This is a genomic window from Kitasatospora sp. NPDC087271, from assembly GCF_044744605.1.
Classification (GTDB): Bacteria; Actinomycetota; Actinomycetes; order Streptomycetales; family Streptomycetaceae; genus Kitasatospora.
The window spans coordinates 23,879-48,198 of record NZ_JBIUYQ010000004.1 but is presented as its reverse complement, the minus strand read 5'-3'; the positions used below and the strand labels follow the sequence as shown (position 1 = coordinate 48,198).

Here is a 24,320-nt window from a genome sequence, read left to right as displayed (position 1 = left end):
ACATAAGGCACCCGTAGAGTCGGTGCCATGACGCAGCCTGCCCACCCCGCGGAAGAGCAGCCCGGCGACGCCGACCGCCCCGACGGTGCGCACCCCCTCGGGCTGCTGCCCGGCCGGCGCGGCGGACTGACCTCCGCCGAGGTGGCCGAACGCGTCGCGCGCGGACAGGTCAACGACGTCCCCGTACGGTCCAGCCGCTCCGCCAAGGAGATCGTCCGGGCCAACGTCTTCACCCGCTTCAACGCGATCATCGGCGTGATGTTCGGGATCATCCTGATCGTCGGTCCGATCCAGGACGGCCTGTTCGGCCTGGTCATCGTCGCCAACACGGCGATCGGCATCATCCAGGAGCTGCGCGCCAAGAAGACCCTGGACAGCCTGGCCCTGATCGGCGAGGCCCGCCCCGAGGTCCGCCGGGACGGCACCGTCGAACAGATCGCCGTCGCCGAGATCGTGCTCGACGACACGGTGCTGCTCGGCATCGGCGACAAGGTGATCGTCGACGGCGAGGTCACCGAGGCGGACGGCCTGGAGATCGACGAGTCGCTGCTCACCGGCGAGCCCGACCCCGTCCTCAAGCAGCCCGGCGACCAGGTCATGTCCGGCAGCTTCGTGGTGGCCGGCGCGGGCGCGTTCACCGCCACCAGGGTCGGCCGCGAGGCGTACGCGGCGCAGCTCGCCGAGGAGGCCAGCCGGTTCACCCTGGTGAAGTCGGAGCTGCGCAGCGGCATCAACAGCATCCTGCGCTTCATCACCTACCTGCTGATCCCCACGGCCATCGGCCTGATCATCAGCCAGCTGGCCGTCGAGGGCCGCGACTGGCGCGAGGCCGTGCGCCGGATGGTGGCCGGGATCGTACCGATGGTCCCCGAGGGGCTGGTCCTGCTGACCTCGGTCGCCTTCGCGATCGGTGTGATCCGGCTGGGCCGCAAGCAGTGCCTGGTCCAGGAGCTCCCGGCGATCGAGGGCCTGGCCCGGGTCGACACCGTCTGCCTGGACAAGACCGGCACCCTCACCGAGGGCGGCATGGACGTCGTCGACCTGCGGGTCCTCTCCGACGGCGAGCCCGGCGCCCTCGACCCGGACACCATCAAGCACGCGCTCGGCGTGATGGCCGGCGCCGACGCCCGCCCCAACCCCTCCATGCAGGCGGTCATCGACGCCTACGGGCGCGGCGACGGCGGCGCCCCGGGGGCCGGCGGCGCCCGGGGCGCCGACGGCTGGCGGGTGATCGAGGCGATGCCGTTCTCCTCCGCCCGCAAGTGGAGCGGCGTGCAGCTGCTGGAGCCGCAGGGCGGCGAGGCCAGCTGGCTGCTCGGCGCCCCCGACGTGCTGCTGCCCGCCGGGCACCCGGCGCTCACCGAGGTCGACGAGCTGGGCGCCAAGGGCCTGCGGGTGCTGCTGCTCGGCCGCACCCCCACCCCGCTGGACTCCCCCGACCCGGCCGCCGGGCTCGCCCCGCTCGCCCTGGTGGTGCTCCAGCAGCGGCTGCGCCACGACGCCGCCGAGACCCTGCGCTACTTCGAGGGCCAGCAGGTGCAGGCCAAGGTCATCTCCGGCGACGCCGCGGTCTCGGTCGGCGCGGTCGCCGGCCACCTCGGCCTGCCCGGCGCCGACCACCCGCTGGACGCCCGGACGCTGCCCGCCGAACCGGACGCCCTCGCCGACACGGCCGAACGGACCACGGTCTTCGGCCGGGTCACCCCGCAGCAGAAGCGCCAGCTGGTCGCCGCGCTGCAGTCCCGCGGACACACCGTGGCGATGACCGGCGACGGCGTCAACGACGTGCTCGCGCTCAAGGACGCCGACATCGGCGTGGCGATGGGCACCGGCAGCGACGCCACCAAGGCGGTCGCCCAGATCGTGCTGCTCAACGACTCGTTCGCCACCCTGCCCTCGGTGGTCGCCGAGGGCCGCCGGGTGATCGGCAACATCGAGCGGGTCGCGGGCCTGTTCCTGGTGAAGACGGTCTACTCGGTCCTGCTGGCCCTGCTGGTGATCTTCACCCACTCGCCGTACCCGTTCCTGCCCCGGCACTCCACCGTGCTCTCCACCCTCACCATCGGCGTGCCGGCCTTCTTCCTCGCCCTCGCCCCCAACAACGAGCGGGCCCGCACCGGCTTCGTGAAGCGCGTCCTGCGGCTCGCCGTGCCGGGCGGCGTCATCGCCGGCACCGGCACCTTCGTCGCCTACGCGCTGGCCCGCGCCGACCACGCGACCGACCTCAAGGCCGACACCAGCGTGGCCACCCTGACGCTCTTCCTGATCGCCATCTGGGTGCTCGCCATCGTCGCCCGCCCCTACAGCTGGTGGCGCCTGCTGCTGATCGGCACCATGGGCGGCGCCTTCGCCCTGGTCCTGCTGGTGCCCTGGCTGGCGGAGTTCTTCCAGCTCTCGCTGGTCGGCACCCGCGACCCCCTGGTCGGCGTCGGCATCGCGGTGGTCTGCGGCCTGGCCCTGGAGATCGCCTGGCGCTTCATGAAGCGCCGCGGGATGGAGTGAGGCCCTGGCACCCCCAGCCCGCAGCCTGGATGATGGATCGCGGAAGGGGGTGCCGACATGGCCCGCACAGGTGGGGAAACCGAGCGCGAGACCGGGCAGGTGGAGGCGTTCGCCGCCTTCCTGGCCGGCCTGCTGGCCGCCGGACTGACGGTCCTGGCTCTGATGGGCGGCCGCTGGCTGACGAACGCCGGCGAGGTGACCGCCCCGGCGCTGCCGGGGGTGCCGACGGCCGTGAAGGCCCTGGTGGCGGCCGTCTGGCTGGCCACCACCACCGCCGTCTACCTGCGGTTCAAGCGCCGCGGGCGGGCCCGCTGAACTCTCAGCCCTCGAAGTCCCGCGCCGCGGACAGCTCGTACGCCCGGTCCGGATCGGTGAGCGCGGCCAGCACCTCGAACCGCCGGTGCCACTGCCCGACCGACCAGGCGAGCCCGGCCGCCAGGCCCTCCGGGGTGGCCGCGTGCAGCAGCCCGGGCACCGGCGGGAGCTCGAACTCGTCGTCCTCGTCGGCGGCCTCGGCCGCGTCCGGGTCGTAGGGCGCCTCCGGGGCGTCCGCCTCGACGTCCCAACGCCAGTCCACGGCGGCGTCGTTGCCGTCCGGGCCGACCACCAGCAGCTCCTCGTGCTCCTCGTAGGCGACCGGGCAGCCGGGCAGCAGCTCCCGCACCACGGCGGGGACCCGGTGCAGCACGCCCTCGGAGAGCACCCGCCCGCCCGCCACCTCGCTGGCGAGCGAGACGTGCAGCCGCTCGGCGAGGTCGGCGGCGAGCGCCGGGGCGACCGGCACCAGCGGGTACGGGTGCAGGAGCTGGACGAGGTCGGGCGCGTCGGCGACGACCGCCCTGGAGGCGTCGACGATCACCGTGTGGGCCGGCCGGCGGCCGGTGTCCGGGTCGAGCGGCGGCAGCGCCCGCACCACGTCGACCGGTTCGATCCGCTCGATCTCGACCCGCGCCAACGCGCTGTGCAAGCCGTGCAGTTGGCGGTGGCCGACATCGGAGGCCTGATCGGTGAGCCGGTCCAGCACCTCGTCCGGGCCGTGCGGTTCGGCGAGCAGCGCGGCCAGCGTGGTGCGCACCCCGAGCGCGTGCAGGAACTGCTCGTCCAGGGTCGTCCGGGCCTCGTCGTAGAGGCCGCGCAGCAGCGGGTCGGCACCGGCCGCGCGCAGCCCGGCGGGCTCCCGGCCGTCCAGCACCGGGTGGTCGCGCAGCCACCAGGCGGTGTACGGCGGCAGGTCGGTGTAGGAGCCGTCCGGCAGCAGGGTGCGGACGGGGTTGACCACGGCGTCCCGGTACGGCGGGCGGGAGAGCGCGGCGAGCGCCTCGGGCCAGGCGTCGTCGTCGACCAGGTCGAGGTCACGGACGGCCAGCAGTTCGGCGGCCACCGGCGGGACGCCCACGACGTCGTCGGCCTGCAAGGCTTCGAGGGCGTCCTCGGCCCAGTCGGCGAGGCCGTCGGGCGCCTCGTCGAGCAGCCCGGTGGGGTGGCCGCCGGCCGCGCGGTCGGCGGGCGCGGTGGGGTCGAGCCGTTCCAGGTCGTCCGGGTCGAGCACCACGTCCTCGGCGCGGACGAGGACGAAGTCGGCGAGCACGCCGACGGCGGTGAGCACCTCCGGACCCCAGCGCTCCAGCAGCTCGTCGTCCACCCAGCCGGCGTCCTCCTCGCGGGCGAGGGCCGCGAACGGGCTGCCGGGCAGGACGAGTTCACCGGCGCGGGCGGGCTCGCCCTCGTCGTCGAGCAGGGCCAGCCGGGCCAGCCAGGGGTGCTCGCCGGCGGTCGGGCCGGCGACCTTGACCAGCGCCAGGACGGCGTCGGCCAGTTCGAGCGCGGCCTCGACGTCGTCCTCGGCCACCTGGTAGGAGCGGGCGACGGCGGCCCGCACCTCGGGGGTGTCGAGCACCCCGGCCGGGGTGGCGGTGCCGGCGCCGAGCTTGGCGAGCAGCGGGTGGGCGGCCTCGGGGTGGGCGAGCCGCAGGTCGAGGGCGGCGAGCGCGTCGGCCAGCGACTCGGGGTAGCCGGGGAAGGCCGCCCAGTCGGCGTCCTCGGAGGGCAGCAGGACGCGCCGGGGCCCGGTGACGGTCCGGCCGTCGGCGAGCGGGACGGGCAGCGCGCCGAGCGCCTCCGGGTCGGCGGCGCCGAGCGCCGCGTACAGGTTGCGCCACCAGGCGGGCTCGCGGTCCAGACCGCCGAGCTGGTCGACCACGTCGGCCAGCGGCACCCGGCGCACGTTCAGCACCCGCAGCTCGGTGCGGCGCTCCAGCCCGGCCGGCAGCAGCCCGGGGAAGATCGGCGCCAACGCCTCGACCACCGAGCCGTCCGCACCCTCCAGCAGGGTGGCGTCCCGGGGGCGCAGCGCGGGCGTGCCCGCCTCGACCGGCGCCGGGTGCGGCAGGAACGGCGTGCCGGGCAGCCGGGAGAGGACGGCCCCGCGGAGCGCGTTGTCGAGCGCGCCCTGGCCGAGCGGCCCGGGGACGAGACCGAGCGAGCCGAGGTCGGCGCCGCGGGCGCGCAGCAGGTCGGCGTAGCTGTCGGCGGCGCGCTCGGTGAGGAAGTCGGCGAGCGCGCCGGGGGCGACGTGCCGGCGGGTGGAGTCCAGCGGGTAGGAGGCGATGAGCAGCGCGGGCAGGCCGATCGGCTCGTCGCTGGGCGTGGGCGCGTGCAGCACCGGCGCGATGCCGGGCGCCTGCGGGGTGCCGTCGGCGGCGACCGGGACGGCCCAGGTGACCGTCCAGTACGGGCGGGCGCGCTCCTCGGTGGGACGGTCGGCGAGCAGCTCGGCGGCCAGGGTGCCGGTGGCACCGGCGGTCTGCCAGCGGGTCCGCCGCGGCCGGCCGTCCGCGTCGTCGGTCACGGTGACCTCGGTGACGCCGTCCGGGCGGGGCTCGGCGGCGGCACGGGTGAGCGTCCGGGTGCCCTCCGGGGTCTCCACCACGACCTCGGCGAGGCCGGGCAGGGTGAGCAGCAGCGCGTCGTCGATGCCGGCGAGCAGACGGCGGGTCAGGTCCTCGGCGGCGGCGTCCCGCAGCGGCAGCACCACCACCGTGTCGTAGCCCTCGGGGGCCGGGCCCTCGGCGGCGAACGGCAGCCGCAGCAGCGGCACGTGGCCGTCCCGGCGGCGCAGTTCCTCGGCCAGCGCGGGCTGCGCCTGGGCCAGCGAGCGGGCCTCGCCGAGCGACCAGCGCACCCCGCCGGCGGCGCCGAGCACGGCGGGCTCGTCGGTGACGGCGAGCACGGCGGCGAAACCGACGCCGAACCGGCCGACGGCAGGCGTCTCACCGCGCTTGGAGGAGGCGCGCAGGGTGGACAGCGACTCGACGGCGGCCGCGTCCAGCGGGGCTCCGGTGTTGGCGGCGGCGAGCACGCCGTCGGCGAGGGTGAGCCTCAGCCGGCCGGGCCCGTGCCCGGCCCGGACCGCCGCGTCGGCCGCGTTCTGCGCCAACTCGACGACCAGGCGGTCGCGGTAGCCGCCGAGCGCGAGTTCCTCCTCGGCGTTGGCGTCCTCCCGGAACCGGGCCGGCGAGGCGGCCCAGGCGTCCAGCACCCGCCGGCGCAGCGCGGCGCTCCCGAAGGGGTCCGCGAGGTGCTCGTCCGTGCCGCTGCCGATGATCCGAGGTTCCACTGGACCTGCCGCCTTCCGCCGCCCTGTACTTCGTACGGGGGGCATTCTCCCCCGCCCCGGCCGCTGCTCCGGACCGCGCCCCCGCCGCCGGGCGCCCGCAGGGCCCCCCACCCGCACGAACGCCGCGGCCCGCCCCACCGGTTCGGTGGAGCGGGCCGGAGCACACGTCGTCAGGAGTGCCCGAGCTCCTCAGCCGGGGCGTCCGGCTCGACCGAGCCGGAGGTGCGGTCCGGGTGCAGCTGCATCGGCTCGACCACCAGCTCGTCCAGGATCAGCTCGGACGGCGCCGGCGGGGCCGGGATGACGGCCGCCTCGGAGTGCCCGCCGCAGCCGTACGCGAAGGAGACGATCTGCCCGTCCGCCGGCCCGAACTCGTTGCCGCACACGCCGAAGGCCTGTCCGAGCGAGCCGCCGATCGGGATCAGGAAGCCGCAGCTGCCGCACGCGGCGGGCGCGGCCTGCGCCATCGGCGTCTGCGCGCCGTGCGCCTTCTCCCAGCGGTCGGCGGCCAGGTGCAGGCCGAGCCGGGAGAGCACCCGGCTGCGGCCCATGCCGAGCTCCTCGGCGACGGCGTTGATCCGGGCCCGGGCCGGGGCGGGCTGGATGCCCGGGTCGGTGACGACCACGTCCTCCTCGGCCGCGAGGGCGACCGCGGAGTTCGGGGCGGGCTCGTCCTCGCCGCTCCAGCCGGGTTCCAGGCGCGCGTCGTCGGCGCCGGTGGGCAGCAGGTCGCCCGGGCCCATGTCGCCGGGGCGCAGTCGCTCGCTCCACGGCACCCACTGGGGGGCGAGGACGGCGTCGGCGCCGGGCAGCAGGACGACCTCGTCGAGGGTGACGTTCTTGGCGCGCGGGGCACGGGCGACGGTGACCGCCCAGTGCCAGCCACGGTAGGCGGCGTCCAGGCACTCGAAGGTGTGGGTGACGACGCGGTCGGCGTCCGCCTGGGCGCCGAGATGTGGTCCGACGGTCTCCGGGCCGACGGCCTCCTCGGCCGCCTTCCGGGCGAGTTCGACGGCCTCGGCACAGAGCCGATCGGGGGTACGGCTTCGCATCGCAGCACTCACGGCGTCGATTCTCTCCCAGTTCTTCTGTCGCCCACGGCGTGTTGCCTGTTCCGTCGCGGCTCGATAGTCCCTTGTCCATTCTGCGCGACCAGGGGCCGCCGCGGATACCGGCCGCGCCGCTCGTCCGGGCCTGCCGGCGCCCCGGCGCTCGGCGCGCGGCCCTTGGGCAGGCTACCCGCCGGTCGGCGCCCCGGCACAGTCCGGGGCGGTGGCGGCCGTTCCGGGGCCGCGCCGAGGGGGGTGGATTCCCGCGTCACTGCGGCGATTCTGGGGCAGGATGGGCATGTGGCGGACGAGGACCCGTCGCAGCACGCACTGCACGCCTCGCAGGCCGGCAGCCCCGACCAGGCGGACGCCGTGCCGCGACAGCAGTCTCCGGCCCCCGCTGCGGGCGAACCGCAGCCGGGGGGCGATTTCGAGTCGCCCGCCGCCCCCGTGAGCCTCGTCAAGACCGGCGCCGCGATCGCCACCCTGACCGACACCGACACCGGCGCCGACCCGGCCGTCCACGCCCGGCAGCTCGCCGCGCCGGACGGGGACCCTGGCGAAGAGGACTCCGAGCCGAGCCGCAACCTCCTGGTCCGGACCGCCTCCGCCGCCGGCGCCCGCACCGGCCGGGTGGTGCACGGCACCGGCCGCCGGATCCGCAAGGCCACTTCCGCGGAGGGCGCGGGCGAATCCGGCCTGGCGAAGCTGATCGAACTGCACGCGCTGAACTCCTTCGGCGACATGCTGATCACCGTCGCGCTGGCCTCGACCATCTTCTTCTCCGTACCCACCGGCGAGGCCCGCGGCCGGGTGTCGCTGTACCTGCTGATCACGATGGCCCCGTTCGCCCTGCTGGCCCCGGTGATCGGCCCGCTGCTGGACCGGCTGCCGCACGGCCGCCGGGCGGCGATGGCGATGTCGATGCTGGCCCGGGCGGTGCTGGCCTGGACGATGGCCGGGGTGGTCACCGGCGGCGGCCTGGCGCTGTACCCGGAGGCGCTGGGCGTGCTGGTGGCGTCCAAGGCGTACGGGGTGGTGCGCAGCGTGGTGGTGCCGCGGCTGCTGCCGAGCCGGCTGTCGCTGGTGAAGGCGAACTCCCGGGTCACCCTGGCCGGGCTGCTGGCCACCGGGGTGGCGGCCGGGGTGGGCGGCCTGCTGCACCTGATCGGGCCGGGCTGGCCGCTGCGCGGCGCGTTCCTGGTCTTCGTGATCGGCACCCTGATGGCCTTCCACCTGCCGCACGCGGTGGACTCCGCCAAGGGCGAGCAGCGCGCGCTCCTGCACGCCGAGATGCACGGCGGTGTGCACGGCGAGCGGGCGCCGGAGGACGCCCGGGCCCCGAAGGCCTCGCTGCGCACCGTCGGCCCGTCGGTGATCCTGGCGCTGCGGGCGATGTCGGCGCTGCGCTGGCTGGTCGGCTTCCTGGTGATGTTCCTGGCGTTCCTGCTGCGCGACGAGCCGATCGGGGGCCTGCGGCCGACGCTGGCGCTGGGCCTGGTGGCGCTGGCGGCGGGGACGGGCAACGCGCTGGGTTCGGTGCTGGGCTCCTGGCTGCGCACCCGGGGCCCGGAGGCGACGGTCACCGCGATGCTGCTGCTGGCGACCGGCGCGACGGCGGCGGCCGCGCTCTGGTACGGCGTGGTGACGGTGGTCCTGGTCGCCGGCGTGGCCGGGGTGGCGGCCTCGCTGGGCAAGCTGTCGCTGGACGCGCTGATCCAGCGGGACGTCCCGGAGGCGGTGCGGACCTCGGCGTTCGCGCGGTCGGAGACGCTGCTCCAACTGTCCTGGGTGGCCGGCGGCGCGGTCGGCATCCTGCTGCCGCTGAACGGCGTGCTGGGTCTGTCGGTGGCCGCCGGGGTGGTGGGTCTGATGCTGCTGTGGACGGTCCGCACGCTGTTCCGGGTGGGCCTGCGGCGGCGCCCGACGGCGCCCAGGGTGGCCTGAACCGGCCACGGGCAACACGCGGCGGCCGACCCCCGCGTAGCGTGATCGGCGAAGCCCGGTAGATTCTGACGCATGAGCCTCAATACCCGTGCCATCGCCGCCCTCGGCGCCGTCGTCGTGGTCGGTGCTGCCACGGTCGGCACGTCCGTCGCCATCGCGAGCGGCCAGACCGAGCACAGCTCCCACCGCGCGACCCTCACGGTCGGCAACTCCTCGATCGTCGCGGACCCGCTGTGCTTCAACGGCGGCAGCCCGATCACGGAGGACCTGCAGCAGGAGTGCCAGCAGAAGGCCACCCAGGCCCTCGCGGAGGGCACCCTCCCGACCTCCGACGTCGTGGTGAGCGACCGGGTCGGCGTCGGCGTCTCCCCGAACGTGGCCGACAAGGGCTGGTGGGCCTTCAGCAACGGCGGCTCGCAGGGCCAGGGCGGGCGCTACAGCCTGTTCTCCTACGCCAAGGGCCCGACCTTCTCCGGCTCCCAGCCGGCGAGCCAGGTGCTGAACGCCTCCGGCAAGACCCTGGTCACCGTGGTCGAGGGCGACAAGAACTCGGACAACCCGGTCGCCGTCTGGTACTTCCAGCTGAACACCCAGGACAGCTGACGCTCCCGCGATGACCGCACACGCCGTCACGGACGAGCGCGACGAGCAGCCGGGCCCCGACCGGGCCCGGCTGCTCGTCGTCGTCGCGGTGCCCGCCGAGGCCGAGGCCGTCCTGCGCGGCCTGCCCGGCCCGGCCGCCGTGCTGCCGTTGCCCGGCGGTGCGCTGCACCGGGCCGCGGGCGCCCCGGTGGACGTCCTGGCGGGCGGGGTCGGCCCGGCCGCCGCCGCGGCCGCCGCCTCCGCCGCGCTGGGGGCGCGGGCGGCCTCGGGGGGCCGCTACGGCCTGGTCGTCTCGGCCGGGATCGCCGGCGGGTTCGCCCCGCACGCCCCGGTCGGCACCACCGTGCTGGCCGACGCGATCGTCACCGCCGACCTCGGCGCCGAGACCCCCGAGGGGTTCGCCGACGTCACCGAACTGGGCTTCGGCACCGTCCGGCACACCCCTCCCCCGGCCGCCGTCGCACTGGCCGCCCGGGCCCTGGGCGCCGCCACCGGCCCGGTGCTGACCGTCTCCACCGTCACCGGCAGCGCCGAGCGGGCCGCCGCGCTGGCCGCCCGCCACCCGGGCGCCCTGGCCGAGGCGATGGAGGGCTTCGGCGTGGCCGAGGCCGCCGCCCGGTACGGCGTGCCGGTGCTCGAACTGCGGACCGTCTCCAACCCGGTCGGCCCGCGCGACCGGGCCGCCTGGCGGATCGGCGAGGCGCTGGCCGCCCTGGAGCGGGCCTTCGCCGCACTGCCCGTCCACGAACTGATCGAGGAGGCCGGCCGTGGCTGAACGGCTGAGCATCGCGTACTCGCCCTGCCCGAACGACACCTTCGTCTTCCACGCCTGGGCGCACGGCCTGGTGCCCGGGGCGGACGCCCCCGAGGTGACCTTCGCGGACATCGACGTCACCAACGGCCTGGCCGAGCGCGGCGAACTGGACGTCCTGAAGATCAGCTACGGCGCGCTGCCCTGGGTCCTGGACGAGTACACCCTGCTGCCCTGCGGCGGCGCGCTCGGGCGCGGCTGCGGCCCGCTGGTGCTCACCCGGCCGGGCACGGACGCCCCCGCGGACCTCACCGGGAAGACGGTGGCGGTGCCGTCCGAACGCTCCACCGCCTACCTGCTGTTCCGGCTCTGGGCCGCGAAGGCGGTGCCCGGCGGCTTCGGCGAGATCGTCGTCCTGCCGTTCCACGAGATCATGCCCGCCGTCCGGGACGGCCGGGTGGACGCCGGCCTGGTGATCCACGAGGCCCGGTTCACGTACCAGCAGTACGGCCTGCACAGCCTGGCCGACATGGGCGAGGCCTGGGAGCAGGAGACCGGCCTGCCGATCCCGCTCGGCGCGATCGTCGCCCGGCGCTCGCTCGGTGCCGAACGGCTGCGCGCGCTCGCCGACGCCGTCCGTGCCTCCGTCCGGCAGGCCTGGGCGGACCCGGGCGCCAGCCGGGAGTACGTGCTGGCGCACGCCCAGGAGATGGACCCGGCCGTCGCCGACCAGCACATCGCCCTGTACGTGAACGAGTTCACCGCGGACCTCGGCGAGGAGGGCTACGCGGCCGTCCGCGCGCTGCTCACCCGGGCCGCCGCGGAGGGGCTGGTGCCGCCGCTCGACCCGGGTGCGCTGGCGTTCTGACCCCCCGGTCAGACGTCGAACTGGTCGGCCACCGCGCGCAGCAGGCCGGCCAGCTTCTGGCCGGTCGCCTTGGCCGGGTAGCGGCCGTGCTGGAGGCCCGGCAGCACCGCGTCCAGCGTGGTGATCAGGTCCTGGACGATCGGCGCCATGTCGTCGGCGCTCTTGCGCTGGGCGGCGGCCACCGACGGCAGTGCGTCCAGCAGCTGCACGGCCATCGCCTGGTCGCCGCGGTGGCCGGCGACCACGCCGAACTCGACCCGCTGGCCCGGCTTCAGCACGGTGACACCGGCGGGCAGCGCCTTGGTGTGGACGAAGACGTCGCCGCCGTCGTCGCGCGACAGGAAGCCGAAGCCCTTCGTCTCGTTGAACCACTTGACCTGGCCGGTGGGCATCTCGACAGTCCTCGAATGGGTGTGAGGGATCCCGGCCCTGGCCGGGGATCACTGGGTGGTGGGGAAGGCAGCCGACCTCGGCTCGGCGCCCGCGGGCGCTCATGGTCAGCACGCTGTCAGGAGCAGACTAACGGTCCGTCACTGCCTCATCCGCGTTCCGCGAAAGATCCGCGTTCCAAGGCCCGTTGGGGGCGGTACGGGCGCGGCGGTCTCGCGATCACGGGCGACCCGGTACTGGCACGGCCGGGGCGCGGCTCAGCACGGTCCATCGGCTCACACCCCCGGGTCTGAGGAAACGGGGCGCACCTGTCGCACCCCTCGGCACCCCCTGCATACCCCCGCCCAGCAGGGATCAAAACGTTCAGCTTCCGAGAAACTGCGCAACGTGACCGGGTCGCTCCGGTGGCGGGGGCCGGCGGCCGCTCTGCCAGACTGGACCGACCGCCCGACCAGCCCCGAGGAGCGAGCAGACGTGAGCAGCCAGAGCGCCGACCCCGGCGACGTGTACGTCAAGGCCGGAACGATCGTCTTCGGTCTGGGCGCGCTCGCCACCCTGGTCACCTTCGTCCCGCTGTTCCTGCACCTGACGCCGCTGCCGACGGCCGCGTACTGGCTGAGCATGCTGATGCCGGCGGGCTTCCTGGCCGCGCTGACCGGGCTGTTCCTGAACGCGCGGGCCCAGCGGCGCCGGGTGGAGTCCGCGGGCGCGTCCTAGGACCCGGCCCCGGGGCGTGGCTCCGGGCGTGCCCCGGGGCCGGGGCTCAGCCGGCCAGGTGGGCGTCGAGCCAGGCCGGGAAGCCGGTGAGGTCCGCCAGCACCACGTCCGCCCCGGCCGCGCGCAGTTCGTCCGCGCTGTACGGGCCGGTGGCCACGCACACCGCGACGGCGTCCGCGTGCCGGGCGCCCCGGATGTCGCCGAGGTGGTCGCCGACGTAGACGCTCGCGCCGTGCTCGCGCAGCGCCTCGCCCTTGGTCTCCGCCCAGAGGTCGCCGACCAGCGCGTCCGCGTGCAGCCCGGCGTGCTCCAGGTGGAGGCGGGCGTTCGGCTCGTACTTGCCGGTGATCACCGCGACCCGGCCGCCGTGGTCGCGGACCGCCTCGACGGCGGCGTGCGCGCCGGGGAGGGCGACGGTCGGGGCGAAGGCGAGGTCGCGGTAGAGCTCGCGGTAGCGGGTGACGGCGTGCTGCACCTCGTCCTCCGGGAACCAGTTGCGGATCTCGTCCAGCAGCGGCGGGCCGAGCCGGGTGACCACCAGGTCGGCGTCGATGCGGGCGCCGGTCTCGGCCGCGAGCGCCAGGTAGGTGGCGTGGATCCCCGGCCGGGTGTCCAGCAGCGTCATGTCGAGGTCGAAGCCGACGGTGAGCGGGGCGGTGCGGGTCTCGGGCATGCCGCCAGGCTATCCAACGGGCGGTTCGGGGGGACGGGGCAATTTGCCCCGGCTTCCGACGGGAACTTAGGTTTACCTGAGTTGTCTGCGGAGAGGGCCCATGACCGACACCACCGCGCCACCCGGCGCGCGACGGACAGCGCGCCGCCGAATACTGTGGCTCGCCGCCGCGCTGGCCGTCCTGGCCGCCGCGGTGCTGCTGAGCCTGGCGGTCGGCAGCCGCACCATCCCCTTCGGCGACACCCTCGACGCCCTGCTGCACGGCGGCGACACGGCCAACGCCGTCGTCGTCCGCGAGCTGCGGGTGCCGCGCACCGTCGTCGGACTGGCCGTCGGCGCGGCGCTCGGCCTCGCCGGGGCCGTCATGCAGGGGCTCACCCGCAACCCGATCGCCGACCCCGGCATCCTCGGCGTCTCCCAGGGCGCGGCGGCCGGCGTGGTCCTCGCCATCTCCGGCTTCGGCGTCTCCACCCTCACCGGCTACGTCTGGTTCGGCTTCGCGGGCGCCGTGATCGCCACCGTGCTCGTGTACGGCCTGGCCGGGCGCGGCCGGGGCGGGGCCACGCCGATCAAGCTGGCGCTGGCCGGCTCGGCGATGTCCGCGTTCATCGCCTCGCTCAACACCATGGTGCTGACGACCGACGCGGCCACCATGGACCAGTTCCGCTTCTGGCACGTCGGCTCGCTCTCCGGGCGGACCTCGGACGTGGCCTGGCAGTTGCTGCCGTTCCTCGCCGTCGGCACGGTGCTGGTGGTCGCGGTGGCCCGCGGCCTGGACGCGCTCGCGCTCGGCGAGGACACCGCCAAGGGCCTCGGCGCCAAGACCGGCCTGGTCCGGGCGGTCGGCGCGCTCGGCGCGACGGTGCTGACCGGCTCGGCCGTCGCGGCCGCCGGGCCGATCGCCTTCGTCGGCCTCGCCGTCCCGCACGCGGCGCGGGCCGTCGCCGGCGCGGACCACCGCTGGGTGCTCGCCTTCTCCGCCGTCCTCGGCCCGGCCCTGCTGCTGCTCGCCGACACCCTGGGGCGGGTCCTCTTCCCGCCGTCGGAGGTCCCGGCGGGCGTGATGACGGCGCTCGTCGGCGTCCCGGTCCTGGTCGCGCTGGTGCGCCGCCGGAAGGTGGTCGCGTCATGAGCGCGCAGGGCGTGCGAACCGTCGGGCGCGGCGCCGTCTCCCCGCGCGGGTACGCCGTGCTGCGGGCCGGGCGGGCGTCCGTGCTGCTGCACCGCCGGTCGGCGGTGGTGGCGCTGGGCCTGCTGGTCGCGCTGGCCGGGACGGTCGTCGCCTCGCTCTGCCTGGGCGAGTCGGCCGTGTCCCCGGTCGAGGTGGTGAAGGTGGTGCTCGGGCAGCCGAGCCCGCACGAGCTGGTGGTCGGCGAGTTCCGGCTGCCCCGGGTGGTCGTGGGCCTGCTGGTCGGCACCGCTCTGGGGCTGGCCGGGGCGCTGATCCAGACCGTCGCCCGCAACCCGCTGGCCAGCCCCGACGTGGTGGGCGTGACCTGGGGCGCGACCGCCACCGTCGTCGGGCTGATGGCGTACGGCGTGGTCGGCTCGACCGGTCAGGCCCCGTACGCGGCGGTGGCGGGCGGGCTGGTGGCCGGGCTGCTGGTGTACGCGCTGGCGTGGCGGCGCGGCCTGCACGCGCAGCGCTTCGTGCTGATCGGGATCGGGATCAGCGTGGCCCTGTCCTCGCTGACCTCCGTGTTCCTGACCAAGGGCGACGGCTTCCAGGCGCAGGCCGCGAAGGTCTGGATGACGGGCAGCCTGAACGGCGCCGGCTACGACCAGGCCGGCTGGCTGGCCTGGGTGCTGCTCGCCGCCGTGCCCGTCGTCCTGTGGGCGGCGCGGGCGCAGCGCTCGATCTCCTTCGACGACGCGACGGCCGTCGGTCTGGGCCTGCGGCTGGACCGGATCCGCCTCGGCATGGCGCTGCTGGGCATCGTGCTGGCCTCGTGCGCGGCGGGCGCCGCCGGGCCGGTGGACTTCGTGGCGCTGATGGCCCCGCAGATCGCGCTGCGGCTGGTCCGGTCCGCGCAGGTCCCGCTGTTCTGCTCGGCGCTGACGGGCGCGCTGGTGGTCGTGCTGGCCGATCTGATCGCCCGGCGGCTGATGGCGCCGACCGAGCTGCCGGTGGGCGTGGTGACCGGCATGGTCGGCGCGCCGTACTTGATGTGGCTGCTGATTCGTTCCCGTCGTGGAGGTTCCTGATGTCCGCTCACCGTCTGGAGGCCCGGGGCCTCACCCTGGCCTACGAGGCGCGCACGGTCGTCGAGGGCCTGGACGTCGGCATCCCGGACGGGCGGGTGACGGTGATCGTCGGCCCGAACGCCTGCGGCAAGTCGACGCTGCTGCGGGCCCTGGGGCGCCTGCTGAAGCCGGTCCGGGGCGCGGTGCTGCTGGACGGCGAGGAGCTGGCGCGGATCCCGACGAAGCGGATCGCCCAGCGGCTGGGCCTGCTACCGCAGTCGCCGACGGCGCCGGAGGGCATCTCGGTGGCGGACCTGGTCTCGCGGGGCCGCCAGCCGCACCAGAGCTGGTGGCAGCAGTGGTCGCCGGAGGACGAGGCGGCGGTGACGGAGGCGCTGGAGCGGACGTCCACGGCGGAGCTGGCCGAGCGCAGCATGGACGAGCTGTCCGGTGGCCAGCGGCAGCGGGCGTGGATCGCGATGGCGCTGGCGCAGGGCACGGACATCCTGCTGCTGGACGAGCCGACCACCTACCTGGACATCGCGCACCAGGTGGAGGTGCTGGACCTGGTCCGCCGGCTGAACGTCGAGCGCGGCCGGACGGTGGTGGCGGTGCTGCACGATCTCAACCAGGCGGCCCGGTACGCGGACCACCTGGTGGCGATGCGGGACGGCCGGGTGGTGGCGCAGGGCGCGCCGACCGAGGTGGTGACGGCCGAGCTGGTGCGGGAGGTGTTCGGGCTGGAGTCGGTGGTGGTGCCGGACCCGGTGACGGGCACGCCGTTGGTCGTTCCGGGGGCCCCGTGGGCGGCGGCCGTGGACGCCTGACGGCAATTCCACGCCAAACCGGACATAATCGGCGCGCCCCCGAAGCCTCACCGCCCGAGGACCGCCGATGCACCGGATCGCCCGCCGTTCGTTCCTCGCCGGTCTCGGCGGGGCCGCGCTCGCGGCCTGCACGACCGGGCGGTCGGCGCCGCCGACCGCCGACGGCCTGGGCGCGTCCGCCTCGCCCACCCCGGTGCCGCCGGTCACGGTGGACGCGGCCACCGGGCCGGTGCTGGTGCCGGGCGAGCCGCTGCGGGTGGTCGTCCTCGACACGGACGTGCTGGACTCCGCGCTGACCCTCGGCATCACCCCGGTGGGCGCCGCGCTGCCGGCCGCCGACATCCGGTTCCCGAGCTACTGGCCGGCCTCCCGGGTCGCCGGGATCCACCGGGTCGGCCTGGCCGGCGCCCCGGACCTGGTCGCGATCCGGGCGCTGCGGCCTGACCTGATCCTCTCCAACCAGGCGCGCGACGGCGACCGCTACGACCAGCTGCGGGAGATCGCGCCGACCGTGCTCACCCAGACCACCGGCGCGCCGTGGAAGGCCGACTTCCAGGTGCACGCCCAGGCGTTGAGCCGGGAGGCCGCGGCGGCGGCCTTCGTCTCCTCGTACCAGCGGCACGCCAACCAGGTGGTGCAGGCCCTGTCGGCGGCGAAGGCGTCCGGCCGGAAGGTGAGCCTGGTGCGGTTCGTGGAGGGCGGCGGGATCCGGCTGTTCGGGAAGCAGAGCTTCCCCGGGATCGTGCTGTCGGACGCCCAGGTGGGGCGGCCGGACGCGCAGAACGTCGACCAGTCCGACGTCGAGATCCCGCTGGACCAGATCGCGAAGGCGGACGGCGACCTGCTGCTGTACGCCACCTCCGGCGATCCGGCCCTCGCCGGCACCGACGCCGCGCTGGAGAGCCCGGGTTGGCAGGCGCTGGGGGCGGTCAAGGCGCACCGGGCGTTCCCGGTGGACGACCAGCTGTGGTTCCAGGGGATCGGGTACACCGGCGCCAACTTCATGCTGGCCGAGCTGCAGCGCTTCCTGGAGGCATGACCCGCCGCGCGGCGTCGGCGTAGCGGGCCGGGGAGGTGCCGACGGCGGCCGTGAAGTCGCGGGTGAGATGGGCCTGGTCGGCGTAGCCGAGTTCGGCCGCGAGCGCCGCCAGGTCCAACGTGCCGCCCGCGTCGGCGCGTTCGGCGGCCTCGTGGAGGCGGGCGCGGCGCAGCACCCACTTCGGGGAGGCGCCGACGTACTCGGCGAACAGCCGCTGGAGCCGGCGGACGGTGAGGCCCAACTCCCGCGCCAGGTCGTCGACCCGGCACAGGTCGGGGGTGCCGGTGATCCGCTCCACCATGGCGGCGACCTCCTGCGCGACCGGGTCGGGCGCGGGCAGCCGGGGCAGCAGGAAGGCGTCCACGAGGGCGGCCTGGTCCCGCATCCGTTCGCCGAGGACGTCCTCGTTGAGCCGGTCCGCCTCGGGGCCGAAGTAGGCGGCCGCGGGCACCGACCGGTCCGCGAGCCCGGCCACCGGGTGCCCGGCGAACGAACGGAACGCGCCCGGCCGGAACTTCACTCCCAGCACGTGCCCGGCGCCCTCCAGGCGGCGGACGAAGAGCGACCGGTCGACCCCGTAGACGCTGGCCCGCGGGGCCTCGAAGACCAGGTGCACGTTCGGGTGGGCGAGCACCTTCTGCTCGTACGGGGGCCGGCCACGCCGGTCCCAGCGGACCAGCCAGTAGAACTCGACGAAGCGCGCCACGGCGGGGGCGGGCACGCGCCGCTCCACCCTGACCGCCTCCGCCGCGCGGGCGGGGTGGAGCACGCCGCGTCCGAGGTCGGGAGAGTCCATACCGGCCAGGCTAGATCCCGTCCGGCCGGTCTTTCCGGGCCCGCGACGCCGGGGTTCCGGCGCCGGTCGGGGCGGCTGCGCCCTGCCATAAGCTGGCACGGTGAGTAGCGAACCGGCCCCGCCCGAGGACACCGCCGTCGAGCTGATGCGCGCGATGACGCGGCTGCGGGCGCGGCTGCGCACCGAGGCCCCGATCGACGACCTGCCGTGGAACTGGTCGCACCTGACCACCCTGCACCGCGTCGTGCAGGAGGGCCCGGCGACCGTGACCGAACTCGCCCAGGCCGAGCACGTGCGCCGCCAGTCCATGGCGGAGACCGTGGCCGCGCTGCGGGCCGGCGGCCTGGTCAGCGCCGCCAAGGACCCGAACGACGGGCGCAAGTCCCTCTTCAGCGCGACCCCGGCCGGAGCCGACCTGTGCGAGCGGATCCCGGCGGCGCGGGAGGCGTGGCTGGCCGAGGTGATCGGATCCACCCTCCGGGCCGGCGAGCGCAAGACGCTCGACCGGGCGGCGGAGATCATGAACCGCCTGGCGGACAGCTAGGGCCCGTCCTTCGCGCCGGCTCGGTTGCTTCTAGCGGACCCGGTAGATCTGGCCGGTCTGCGCGCCCTCGATCGAGCGGACGTACGCCGTCGCCACGCGGGCGGCGGGTACCGCCTCCATGCCGGGGAAGAAGGGCCCGTAGGCGGGCAGGGACTCCTCGACCACGGTCGGGCTCACCGCGTTGATCCGCTGGGGCGGGAGTTCGATCGCGGCGGCTCGTACGAACGCCTCGACGGCACCGTTCGCCGCGGATGCGGCAGCCCCGGCCACGATCGGCTCCTCGGTGAGGATCCCGCTGACCAGAGTGAACGAGCCGGTCCCGGCAACATGGGAGGCGCCCTGGCGGACCAGCTCCAACTGGCTCAGCGCCTTGCCGCGGAACGTCGCCGCGACATCGCCGGCGGTCAGCTCGCCGAGCGGCTTGAACACGGCGGCGCCCGCCGCGACCGCGACCGCGTCCAGCGGGCCTGCCTGCGCGTACAGCCTGGCCACCGCTTCCGGGTCGGTGACATCGGCCACCAGGTCCCCGCCCGTGCGGCCCGCGCCGATCACCTCGTGGCCGCGCTCCGCGAGCGCCCGGCGCACCGCGCTGCCCAGCGTTCCACTCGCACCGACCAGAAGAATCCTCATGACCCACACCGTCCATCACGTCTCGGGACCGAACCCCGGGAACCGCCCCGGGTACCTGTGACGCTACGGATCACGCCCCGTCCCCGGAAATGCCGTTTGGGCAGGGACTATGCTCCACAGGCATGGATGATGTGGAACTGCGTCACCTCAGGGCCCTGGACGCGCTGGCCGAGGCGGGCACCGTCACCGCCGCCGCGGCCCGGCTCCACATGACGCAGCCCGCCCTCTCCCGCACGCTCGCCCAGCTGGAGACCCGCGTCGGCGTCCGGCTCGTCGACCGCTCCTCCCGGCACCTGGCCCTCACCCAGGCCGGCACCACCCTCCTCGAACACGCCCGGGCGATCCTCGCCCACCTGGATGCGGCCCTCGCGGACGCCCGGACGATCTCCCGCCCCCTGCGGCTGGGCTACACCTGCGCGGTGCTCGGACAGCAGACCGTCCCGCTGCTCCGGTCGTGGCGCCGCACGCACCCGCACGCCCCGCTCGAGGTGGTCCGACGGGACAACAGCACCGCGGGCCTCGCCACCGGGGACACCGACGTGGCGGTGCTCCGCACCGCCCCCGCCGATCCGCGTATCCGCACCGAGGCCCTCTATACGGAGGGCCAGGTCGCGGCCCTGTCCGACGACCACCCCCTTGCGGACCGGGACGGGGTGCTGCTGGCCGAACTCACCGTCGGCCAGGACCTCCCGCTGGCCCTGTGGCCGGGTGTCGGTACCGCCTCACCGGACCTGTGGCCCCCGGAGCAGCGCCCGGTCGGGACGGTCGAGGTGGGCAACGTGGACGAGTGGCTGAACCTCATCGCCACCGGCGGTGCGTTCGGCCTCGGCGCGGCAGGTACCGCGGAGAGCCACAGCCATCCGGGCGTCCGCTTCCTCCCGGTCTCGGACGCCCCTGGCGCCACCGTCTACCTCGCCCACCCCGCTCACCCCACCCATCCCCGGACGGCGGACTTCCTCACGGCGGTCCGGGAAGTGGTGAGCGGCTAGTCTGGCTCGACCGTCGCACGTCTCCGCCGCGCCTCACCGGCTCCCGGGCACGCTCAGGGCGGTCAGGTCCGCGGTGGCGACGATCCAGGCCTGGCGCGGGAAGACCTTCTCCATGAGCACCCGGTGCACCTCCGGGTCGGGGTCGGCGGTGGCGTCGGCCAGGACGAACAGGCGGTAGTCCTCGTCGGCCGCCTGCCGGAGGGTGGTCAGCACCACCCCGCTGGTGGAGAGCCCGGCGAGGACGAGGGTGTCCACGTCCCGCCCGCGCAGTTCGGCGCGCAGATCGGTGTCACCGGCGAAGACGCCGAAGCGCGTCTTGCGCACGGCCACGTCGTCCTCGCGGATCTCCAGGGACTCGTGCACGGCCGTCGCGGGGTGGCCGTCGGCGAGGTGGCCGGCCTCGGCGACCCGGGCGAAGGCCTTGTTGCGGTCGGGGACGGCGGCGAGGTCCGCCTCGGCGAACGCGACGCGGACGAAGACGACGTGCGTGCCGTGGGCGCGGGCCCAGGCCAGTGCCTCGCCCGCGCGGGCCAGCAGACCCTCCGGGTCGGGGACGGCGCCGAGGGCGGCGGGCTGGAAGTCCATCAACAGCAGCGCGGTGCGGGCTGGGTCGATCGCGGGCGCGGTCTCGGTCACGGTGGTCATGGTGGTCATGTCGTGGATCGGCTCTCTGCGGGTTGAGGTGGGCCCGGGCCGGGTGGGCCCGGGCCGGTTCGCCTGCGGCGGCCAGGACTCGGCGAGTCGGCGGTCGCAGACGGTCAGGACGAGGAGGAGGGCGGAGATCGCGACCAGCACCCAGGCGATGGAGTGCAGGCCGGCGTCGCCCACCCGGTCGTGGAAGGCGGCGCCGGTGATCGCCGCCGAGGCGATGGAGCCGAGGTAACCGAAGGTGCGCAGCAGTCCGGAGGCGGTGCCGACCGTCGCGGCGGGGGCCTCCTGGTAGAGGACGGTCTGGTTGGCGACCGTCCCGGCGCCGGAGGTCAGCCCGAACACCGCGCTGACGGCGACGACCGCCGCCATCGGGGTGCCGACGCCCACGAACAGCACGGCCACCGCGCCGAGCAGCAGCAGCACCGAGCAGGCGATCAACGGCAGCCGCACGCCCGTCCGTCGTGCCACCACCCGGGCGGTCACGGCGCTCAGGACGCCCATCGGCATCAGCGCCAGGCCGGCCTGGTAGGCGGACAGTCCGCGGGCCGCCTCCAGCCACTGGGTGAGCCCGTAGAGGATCACGTACGTCCCCATCAGCGTCAGGCCGTTGCGCACGTAGGTGCGGGTCAGGGCCCCGTTGGAGGCGAGCAGCCGGACGTCGAGGAACGGGTGGGCGGCGCGCAGTTCCCAGCCGACCAGCACGGCGGCGAGGACGAGGGCGGCGGCGAGCGCGGGCCAGTCCGGGCGCGGCAGGGCGGCGAGGAAGACCATCAGGGCGGTGAGCGAGCCGCCGAAGCCCAGCATGCCGGGCAGGTCTAGGCGGGAGGCGAGGGCGCGGGGTGAACCGAGGCGCAGCGGATCGGGGTCCGGCGCGATCCCGACCACGGCCAGGACCAGGGCGACGGCGGCGACCGGGATGTTGATCCAGAAGGCGGTCTGCCAGCCGAACCAGCCCACCAGCAGTCCGCCGAGGGCGGGGCCGACGGCGACGGTGGCGGCGCCGGTGATCGCCAGGCCGCCGAGCACCCCGCGCGGCGGGGCCTGGTACCCGGCCTGTTCGGCGCGGCGGCGGATCAGCAGCATCGCGGCCGGGTAGCCGGCCGAGGTGCCCGCGCCGATCAGCACCCGGGCCGCGATCAGGGCGGCCATCGAGTGGGCCAGCGTGCCGACGATCCCGGCCGCGAAGACGAGCACGATGCCGGCGACGAAGATCCGCCGGGGCCCGAACTCCTCGGCGAGCCGCCCGGCGGCGGGCTGGGCCAGCGCGCTGGTGAGGTACAGGCAGGAGATCAGGACCGCGGTGTCCCCGACGGGGAGGTGCAGGGCGGCCGCGATGGCCACCAGCGCGGTCGCGATGATCGAGCTGTTGACCGGGTTGAGCGAGGCCCCCAGGTACAGCGGGGCCACGAAGCGCGGGCCGAAGGCGTTGCCGGCGGGCGCCGGGGTCGCCTGCCGCGGGGTGCGGGTGTCGCCGGGGAGAGGCATGCCGGGTTCCTTCCGCTTCCTCCGGGACCTCTGCGACGGGGCGGGGCCTGCTGGGGAGATCCCGGTGGAGATAGGCAGGCTACCTGCTGAATATTAGCAGCCTACCTGCCTATTTTGAACCGTTCGGGCCGTTCGGGGCGGGCCGCCGCGAGCCCCGGCCCGATGCTCCTGGTCAGGGCGCCGACTGTCGCGTTTCTTCAAGACCCGGCGGCCCCGACCGGCGCAGGATCGGGGCATGAACGATCACCCGACCCCGGACGCCCACCCCCTGCACCCCCTACTGGCCCGCGCCGCCGCGGCCGCCGCCCGCGTCGCCGACGGCGTCCCGGCGAACCACCCGCTGGACGGCCCGACACCCTGCACGGACTTCGACGCCCGCGCGCTCGTCAACCACTGGGTGCTCTACACCTCGCACGGCCTGGAGCGCCGGGCCCACCGCACCGAACTGCCCGAGGCGCTGGTCGACCACGACTTCACCGCCGACCCCGGCTGGCCCGCCGCCTACGCGGCCCAGCTGGACCGCGCCGTCGCGGCCTGGGCCGACCCGGCCGCCTGGACGGGGGACGTCGACCTCGGCGGCTCCCCGGCACCGGCGGAGGGCATCGCCCGGATGCTGATCGCGGAGCTCGTCCTGCACGGCTGGGACGTCGCCCGGGCGACCGGCGGTCCGATCGGGATCGACGAGGAGCTCGCGCGGCTGGTGCTGGAGGTCGTCGAGGAGAACGCCGAGCTGTACCGCCAGTACGGCGGCTTCGCCGCCCCGGTGGCGGTGCCGGACGGCGCCCCGGCGCTGGACCGCGCGCTGGCCGCCTCCGGGCGCGATCCGCGCTGGAACGGCTGAGCGCCTGGCTGCCCAAGCGCCCAAGCGCCCAAGCGCCCGACCGCCCGACCGCCCGACCGCCCGACCACCTGACCACCTGACCGCCTGACCGCCTGGCTGCCCGAGCGCTCAGCCGGCCGCGCACTCAGTCCGCCGCCCGCAGGGACGCACGGAGCCGGGCGTGCAGCAGGCGCACGGCCGGCGAGTGCTGGTCGGGTCGGGCGACCAGGCCGAGGCGGGCCCGGACCGGTGCGTCGACGACGGGGATGGAGGCATGACGACGACGAAGACTGCACGTGGGATTTCCGAGACCTACTTCGCGGCCTGGCAGGCGGGCGACTTCGAGACGCTGCGGGGGCTGCTGGCGGAGGACGTCGACTTCGTGGGCCCGCTGGCCACGGTGTCGGGGGTGGAGGAGGCCCTGGCCGGACTGAAGGGGCTCGGGCAGGTGCTGGAGAAGATCGAGGTGCACGCCCGGGTCGCCGAGGGGGACGACGTGATCACCTGGTTCGACCTGCACACGAGCATCGCGCCACCGGCGCCGACGGCGAACTGGAGCCACGTGGAGAACGGGAGGATCACCCGGATCCGGGTGACCTTCGACCCGCGGGGGCTGCTGGCGGGCTTCGCGCGCTGAGCGGAGGTCGCACCGGCCGCCGGGCTGAGCGATCCGGGCCCGACAGGGCGGGCGATCCGGGCCCGGCGGGGCGATGCCCTACTCGTCGTCGCCGTCCTGGATCTCCTCGGGCGGCGGCGCGAGGATGATCGGCCAGTCGTCCTCGGAGGCGAGGAGGTCTTCGAGCGGGGTGCCGGGGCCGGCGGTGAAGACGGCCAGCCCCTCGTCGAACCAGGCGGGCAGCACCGGATCGACGGTCGTCCCGGCGCGCAGGACCAGGTGGGCGCGCGGGTCGACGGTCGAGCGGTCGGGGAAGTCGGCGGGGTCGACGCCCACCTGCTCCAGCGCCACCGGGTAGACGGCCACCGAGATCGCCAGCCGGTCCCCCTCCAGGGAGGGCTCGAACCAACCGTCCGTCTGCACCAGGTAGAACACCCCGTCGCCCTCGTAGCAGTACGAGCCGAGCCGGTCCAGGGCGCGCTCACCGGGGGTGCCGTCGGGGTCGACGACCAGGACCGCGGCGGGCGCGTCCGGTTCGTCGGGATTCGGGCCGGGCCGTACGTACAGGCGGGCCATCGGGCACCTCCGGGTCGTGGCGGGTCGGGCGGGGCTCAGCGGGTCGG

General features: G+C 75.4%; 23 protein-coding genes. 15 read left to right on the top strand and 8 right to left on the bottom strand.

Annotation, left to right across the window (positions count from 1 at the left end):
- The first annotated feature begins 27 nt into the window (after window positions 1–27).
- Complete coding sequence (locus ACIO9K_RS09000; RefSeq protein WP_363619118.1) at window positions 28–2,502, top strand: HAD-IC family P-type ATPase; 2,475 nt, start codon at window positions 28–30, stop codon at window positions 2,500–2,502.
- 57 nt (window positions 2,503–2,559) lie between these two features.
- Window positions 2,560–2,817, top strand: a complete 258-nt coding sequence (locus ACIO9K_RS08995; protein ID WP_363619117.1) for a hypothetical protein — start codon at window positions 2,560–2,562, stop codon at window positions 2,815–2,817.
- Between the two features lie 4 nt (window positions 2,818–2,821).
- On the opposite strand, the gene ACIO9K_RS08990 is transcribed toward ACIO9K_RS08995, so the two are convergent.
- Both ACIO9K_RS08990 and ACIO9K_RS08985 read right to left on the bottom strand, forming a co-directional pair.
- Window positions 2,822–6,118: a sacsin N-terminal ATP-binding-like domain-containing protein gene (locus ACIO9K_RS08990; protein WP_363619115.1), complete on the bottom strand. Its 3,297-nt coding sequence runs from the start codon at window positions 6,116–6,118 to the stop codon at window positions 2,822–2,824.
- 170 nt (window positions 6,119–6,288) lie between these two features.
- A complete protein-coding gene (locus ACIO9K_RS08985) occupies window positions 6,289–7,170 on the bottom strand; it encodes a DUF3027 domain-containing protein (RefSeq protein WP_363585068.1) in 882 nt (293 codons plus the stop codon).
- Window positions 7,171–7,758: 588 nt separating this feature from the next.
- On the opposite strand from ACIO9K_RS08985, the gene ACIO9K_RS08980 reads away from it, so the two are divergent.
- The 4 genes from ACIO9K_RS08980 (at window position 7,759) to ACIO9K_RS08965 (ending at window position 11,336) form a co-directional block, all read left to right on the top strand.
- Complete coding sequence (locus ACIO9K_RS08980) at window positions 7,759–9,114, top strand: MFS transporter (protein ID WP_400328402.1); 1,356 nt, start codon at window positions 7,759–7,761, stop codon at window positions 9,112–9,114.
- A 72-nt stretch (window positions 9,115–9,186) separates the two neighbouring features.
- Window positions 9,187–9,717, top strand: coding sequence for a hypothetical protein (locus tag ACIO9K_RS08975; protein WP_363584940.1), 531 nt, complete (start codon window positions 9,187–9,189; stop codon window positions 9,715–9,717).
- Window positions 9,718–9,727: 10 nt separating this feature from the next.
- Window positions 9,728–10,492 (top strand): futalosine hydrolase, encoded by a 765-nt coding sequence (locus tag ACIO9K_RS08970; RefSeq protein ID WP_363619114.1) that lies wholly within the window; start codon window positions 9,728–9,730, stop codon window positions 10,490–10,492.
- On the top strand, window positions 10,485–11,336 hold the full coding sequence (locus tag ACIO9K_RS08965) for a 1,4-dihydroxy-6-naphthoate synthase (protein ID WP_400328097.1): 852 nt from the start codon (window positions 10,485–10,487) through the stop codon (window positions 11,334–11,336). The genes ACIO9K_RS08970 and ACIO9K_RS08965 overlap by 8 nt, the downstream gene beginning before the upstream one ends.
- 8 nt (window positions 11,337–11,344) lie before the next feature.
- Here the strand turns inward: ACIO9K_RS08965 and ACIO9K_RS08960 are convergent, their stop codons facing one another.
- Window positions 11,345–11,728 carry a cold-shock protein gene (locus tag ACIO9K_RS08960; protein ID WP_063348207.1) on the bottom strand — a complete coding sequence of 128 codons (384 nt, stop codon included), beginning with the start codon at window positions 11,726–11,728 and terminating at the stop codon, window positions 11,345–11,347.
- A gap of 472 nt (window positions 11,729–12,200) precedes the next feature.
- Here ACIO9K_RS08960 and ACIO9K_RS08955 point away from each other — a divergent pair, with 472 nt between their 5' ends.
- Window positions 12,201–12,443: a hypothetical protein gene (locus tag ACIO9K_RS08955; RefSeq protein ID WP_350877480.1), complete on the top strand. Its 243-nt coding sequence runs from the start codon at window positions 12,201–12,203 to the stop codon at window positions 12,441–12,443.
- A gap of 46 nt (window positions 12,444–12,489) precedes the next feature.
- On the opposite strand, the gene ACIO9K_RS08950 is transcribed toward ACIO9K_RS08955, so the two are convergent.
- A complete protein-coding gene (locus ACIO9K_RS08950; RefSeq protein ID WP_400328095.1) occupies window positions 12,490–13,116 on the bottom strand; it encodes an HAD family hydrolase in 627 nt (208 codons plus the stop codon).
- A gap of 100 nt (window positions 13,117–13,216) precedes the next feature.
- Between ACIO9K_RS08950 and ACIO9K_RS08945 the strand changes: the two genes are divergently transcribed.
- The 4 genes from ACIO9K_RS08945 to ACIO9K_RS08930 all read left to right on the top strand — a co-directional run bounded on the left by ACIO9K_RS08945 (window position 13,217) and on the right by ACIO9K_RS08930 (window position 17,166).
- A complete protein-coding gene (locus tag ACIO9K_RS08945) occupies window positions 13,217–14,248 on the top strand; it encodes an iron ABC transporter permease (protein WP_363377332.1) in 1,032 nt (343 codons plus the stop codon).
- Complete coding sequence (locus ACIO9K_RS08940; RefSeq protein ID WP_363584926.1) at window positions 14,245–15,321, top strand: iron ABC transporter permease; 1,077 nt, start codon at window positions 14,245–14,247, stop codon at window positions 15,319–15,321. The genes ACIO9K_RS08945 and ACIO9K_RS08940 overlap by 4 nt, the downstream gene beginning before the upstream one ends.
- Window positions 15,321–16,127 carry an ABC transporter ATP-binding protein gene (locus ACIO9K_RS08935; RefSeq protein WP_063348212.1) on the top strand — a complete coding sequence of 269 codons (807 nt, stop codon included), beginning with the start codon at window positions 15,321–15,323 and terminating at the stop codon, window positions 16,125–16,127. The genes ACIO9K_RS08940 and ACIO9K_RS08935 overlap by 1 nt, the downstream gene beginning before the upstream one ends.
- 67 nt (window positions 16,128–16,194) lie before the next feature.
- Window positions 16,195–17,166, top strand: coding sequence for an ABC transporter substrate-binding protein (locus ACIO9K_RS08930; protein ID WP_400328092.1), 972 nt, complete (start codon window positions 16,195–16,197; stop codon window positions 17,164–17,166).
- On the opposite strand, the gene ACIO9K_RS08925 is transcribed toward ACIO9K_RS08930, so the two are convergent.
- On the bottom strand, window positions 17,129–17,962 hold the full coding sequence (locus tag ACIO9K_RS08925; protein ID WP_400328090.1) for a DUF6597 domain-containing transcriptional factor: 834 nt from the start codon (window positions 17,960–17,962) through the stop codon (window positions 17,129–17,131). The two genes, ACIO9K_RS08930 and ACIO9K_RS08925, sit on opposite strands and share 38 nt — an antisense overlap.
- Before the next feature lie 100 nt (window positions 17,963–18,062).
- Between ACIO9K_RS08925 and ACIO9K_RS08920 the strand changes: the two genes are divergently transcribed.
- On the top strand, window positions 18,063–18,506 hold the full coding sequence (locus ACIO9K_RS08920) for a MarR family transcriptional regulator (protein ID WP_363584920.1): 444 nt from the start codon (window positions 18,063–18,065) through the stop codon (window positions 18,504–18,506).
- A 30-nt stretch (window positions 18,507–18,536) separates the two neighbouring features.
- Here the strand turns inward: ACIO9K_RS08920 and ACIO9K_RS08915 are convergent, their stop codons facing one another.
- On the bottom strand, window positions 18,537–19,136 hold the full coding sequence (locus ACIO9K_RS08915) for a short chain dehydrogenase (protein ID WP_363584918.1): 600 nt from the start codon (window positions 19,134–19,136) through the stop codon (window positions 18,537–18,539).
- Between the two features lie 122 nt (window positions 19,137–19,258).
- Here ACIO9K_RS08915 and ACIO9K_RS08910 point away from each other — a divergent pair, with 122 nt between their 5' ends.
- Window positions 19,259–20,125, top strand: a complete 867-nt coding sequence (locus tag ACIO9K_RS08910) for a LysR family transcriptional regulator (protein WP_400328087.1) — start codon at window positions 19,259–19,261, stop codon at window positions 20,123–20,125.
- Window positions 20,126–20,158: 33 nt separating this feature from the next.
- Here ACIO9K_RS08910 and ACIO9K_RS08905 read toward each other — a convergent pair whose 3' ends face one another.
- Complete coding sequence (locus ACIO9K_RS08905; protein WP_400328085.1) at window positions 20,159–22,261, bottom strand: MFS transporter; 2,103 nt, start codon at window positions 22,259–22,261, stop codon at window positions 20,159–20,161.
- A 235-nt stretch (window positions 22,262–22,496) separates the two neighbouring features.
- On the opposite strand from ACIO9K_RS08905, the gene ACIO9K_RS08900 reads away from it, so the two are divergent.
- Both ACIO9K_RS08900 and ACIO9K_RS08895 read left to right on the top strand, forming a co-directional pair.
- Window positions 22,497–23,102, top strand: coding sequence for a TIGR03086 family metal-binding protein (locus ACIO9K_RS08900; protein ID WP_400328083.1), 606 nt, complete (start codon window positions 22,497–22,499; stop codon window positions 23,100–23,102).
- 253 nt (window positions 23,103–23,355) lie between these two features.
- Window positions 23,356–23,718: a nuclear transport factor 2 family protein gene (locus ACIO9K_RS08895; protein ID WP_363584908.1), complete on the top strand. Its 363-nt coding sequence runs from the start codon at window positions 23,356–23,358 to the stop codon at window positions 23,716–23,718.
- A 78-nt stretch (window positions 23,719–23,796) separates the two neighbouring features.
- On the opposite strand, the gene ACIO9K_RS08890 is transcribed toward ACIO9K_RS08895, so the two are convergent.
- Window positions 23,797–24,273, bottom strand: a complete 477-nt coding sequence (locus ACIO9K_RS08890) for a hypothetical protein (RefSeq protein WP_363584906.1) — start codon at window positions 24,271–24,273, stop codon at window positions 23,797–23,799.
- Between the last annotated feature and the right edge of the window lie 47 nt (window positions 24,274–24,320).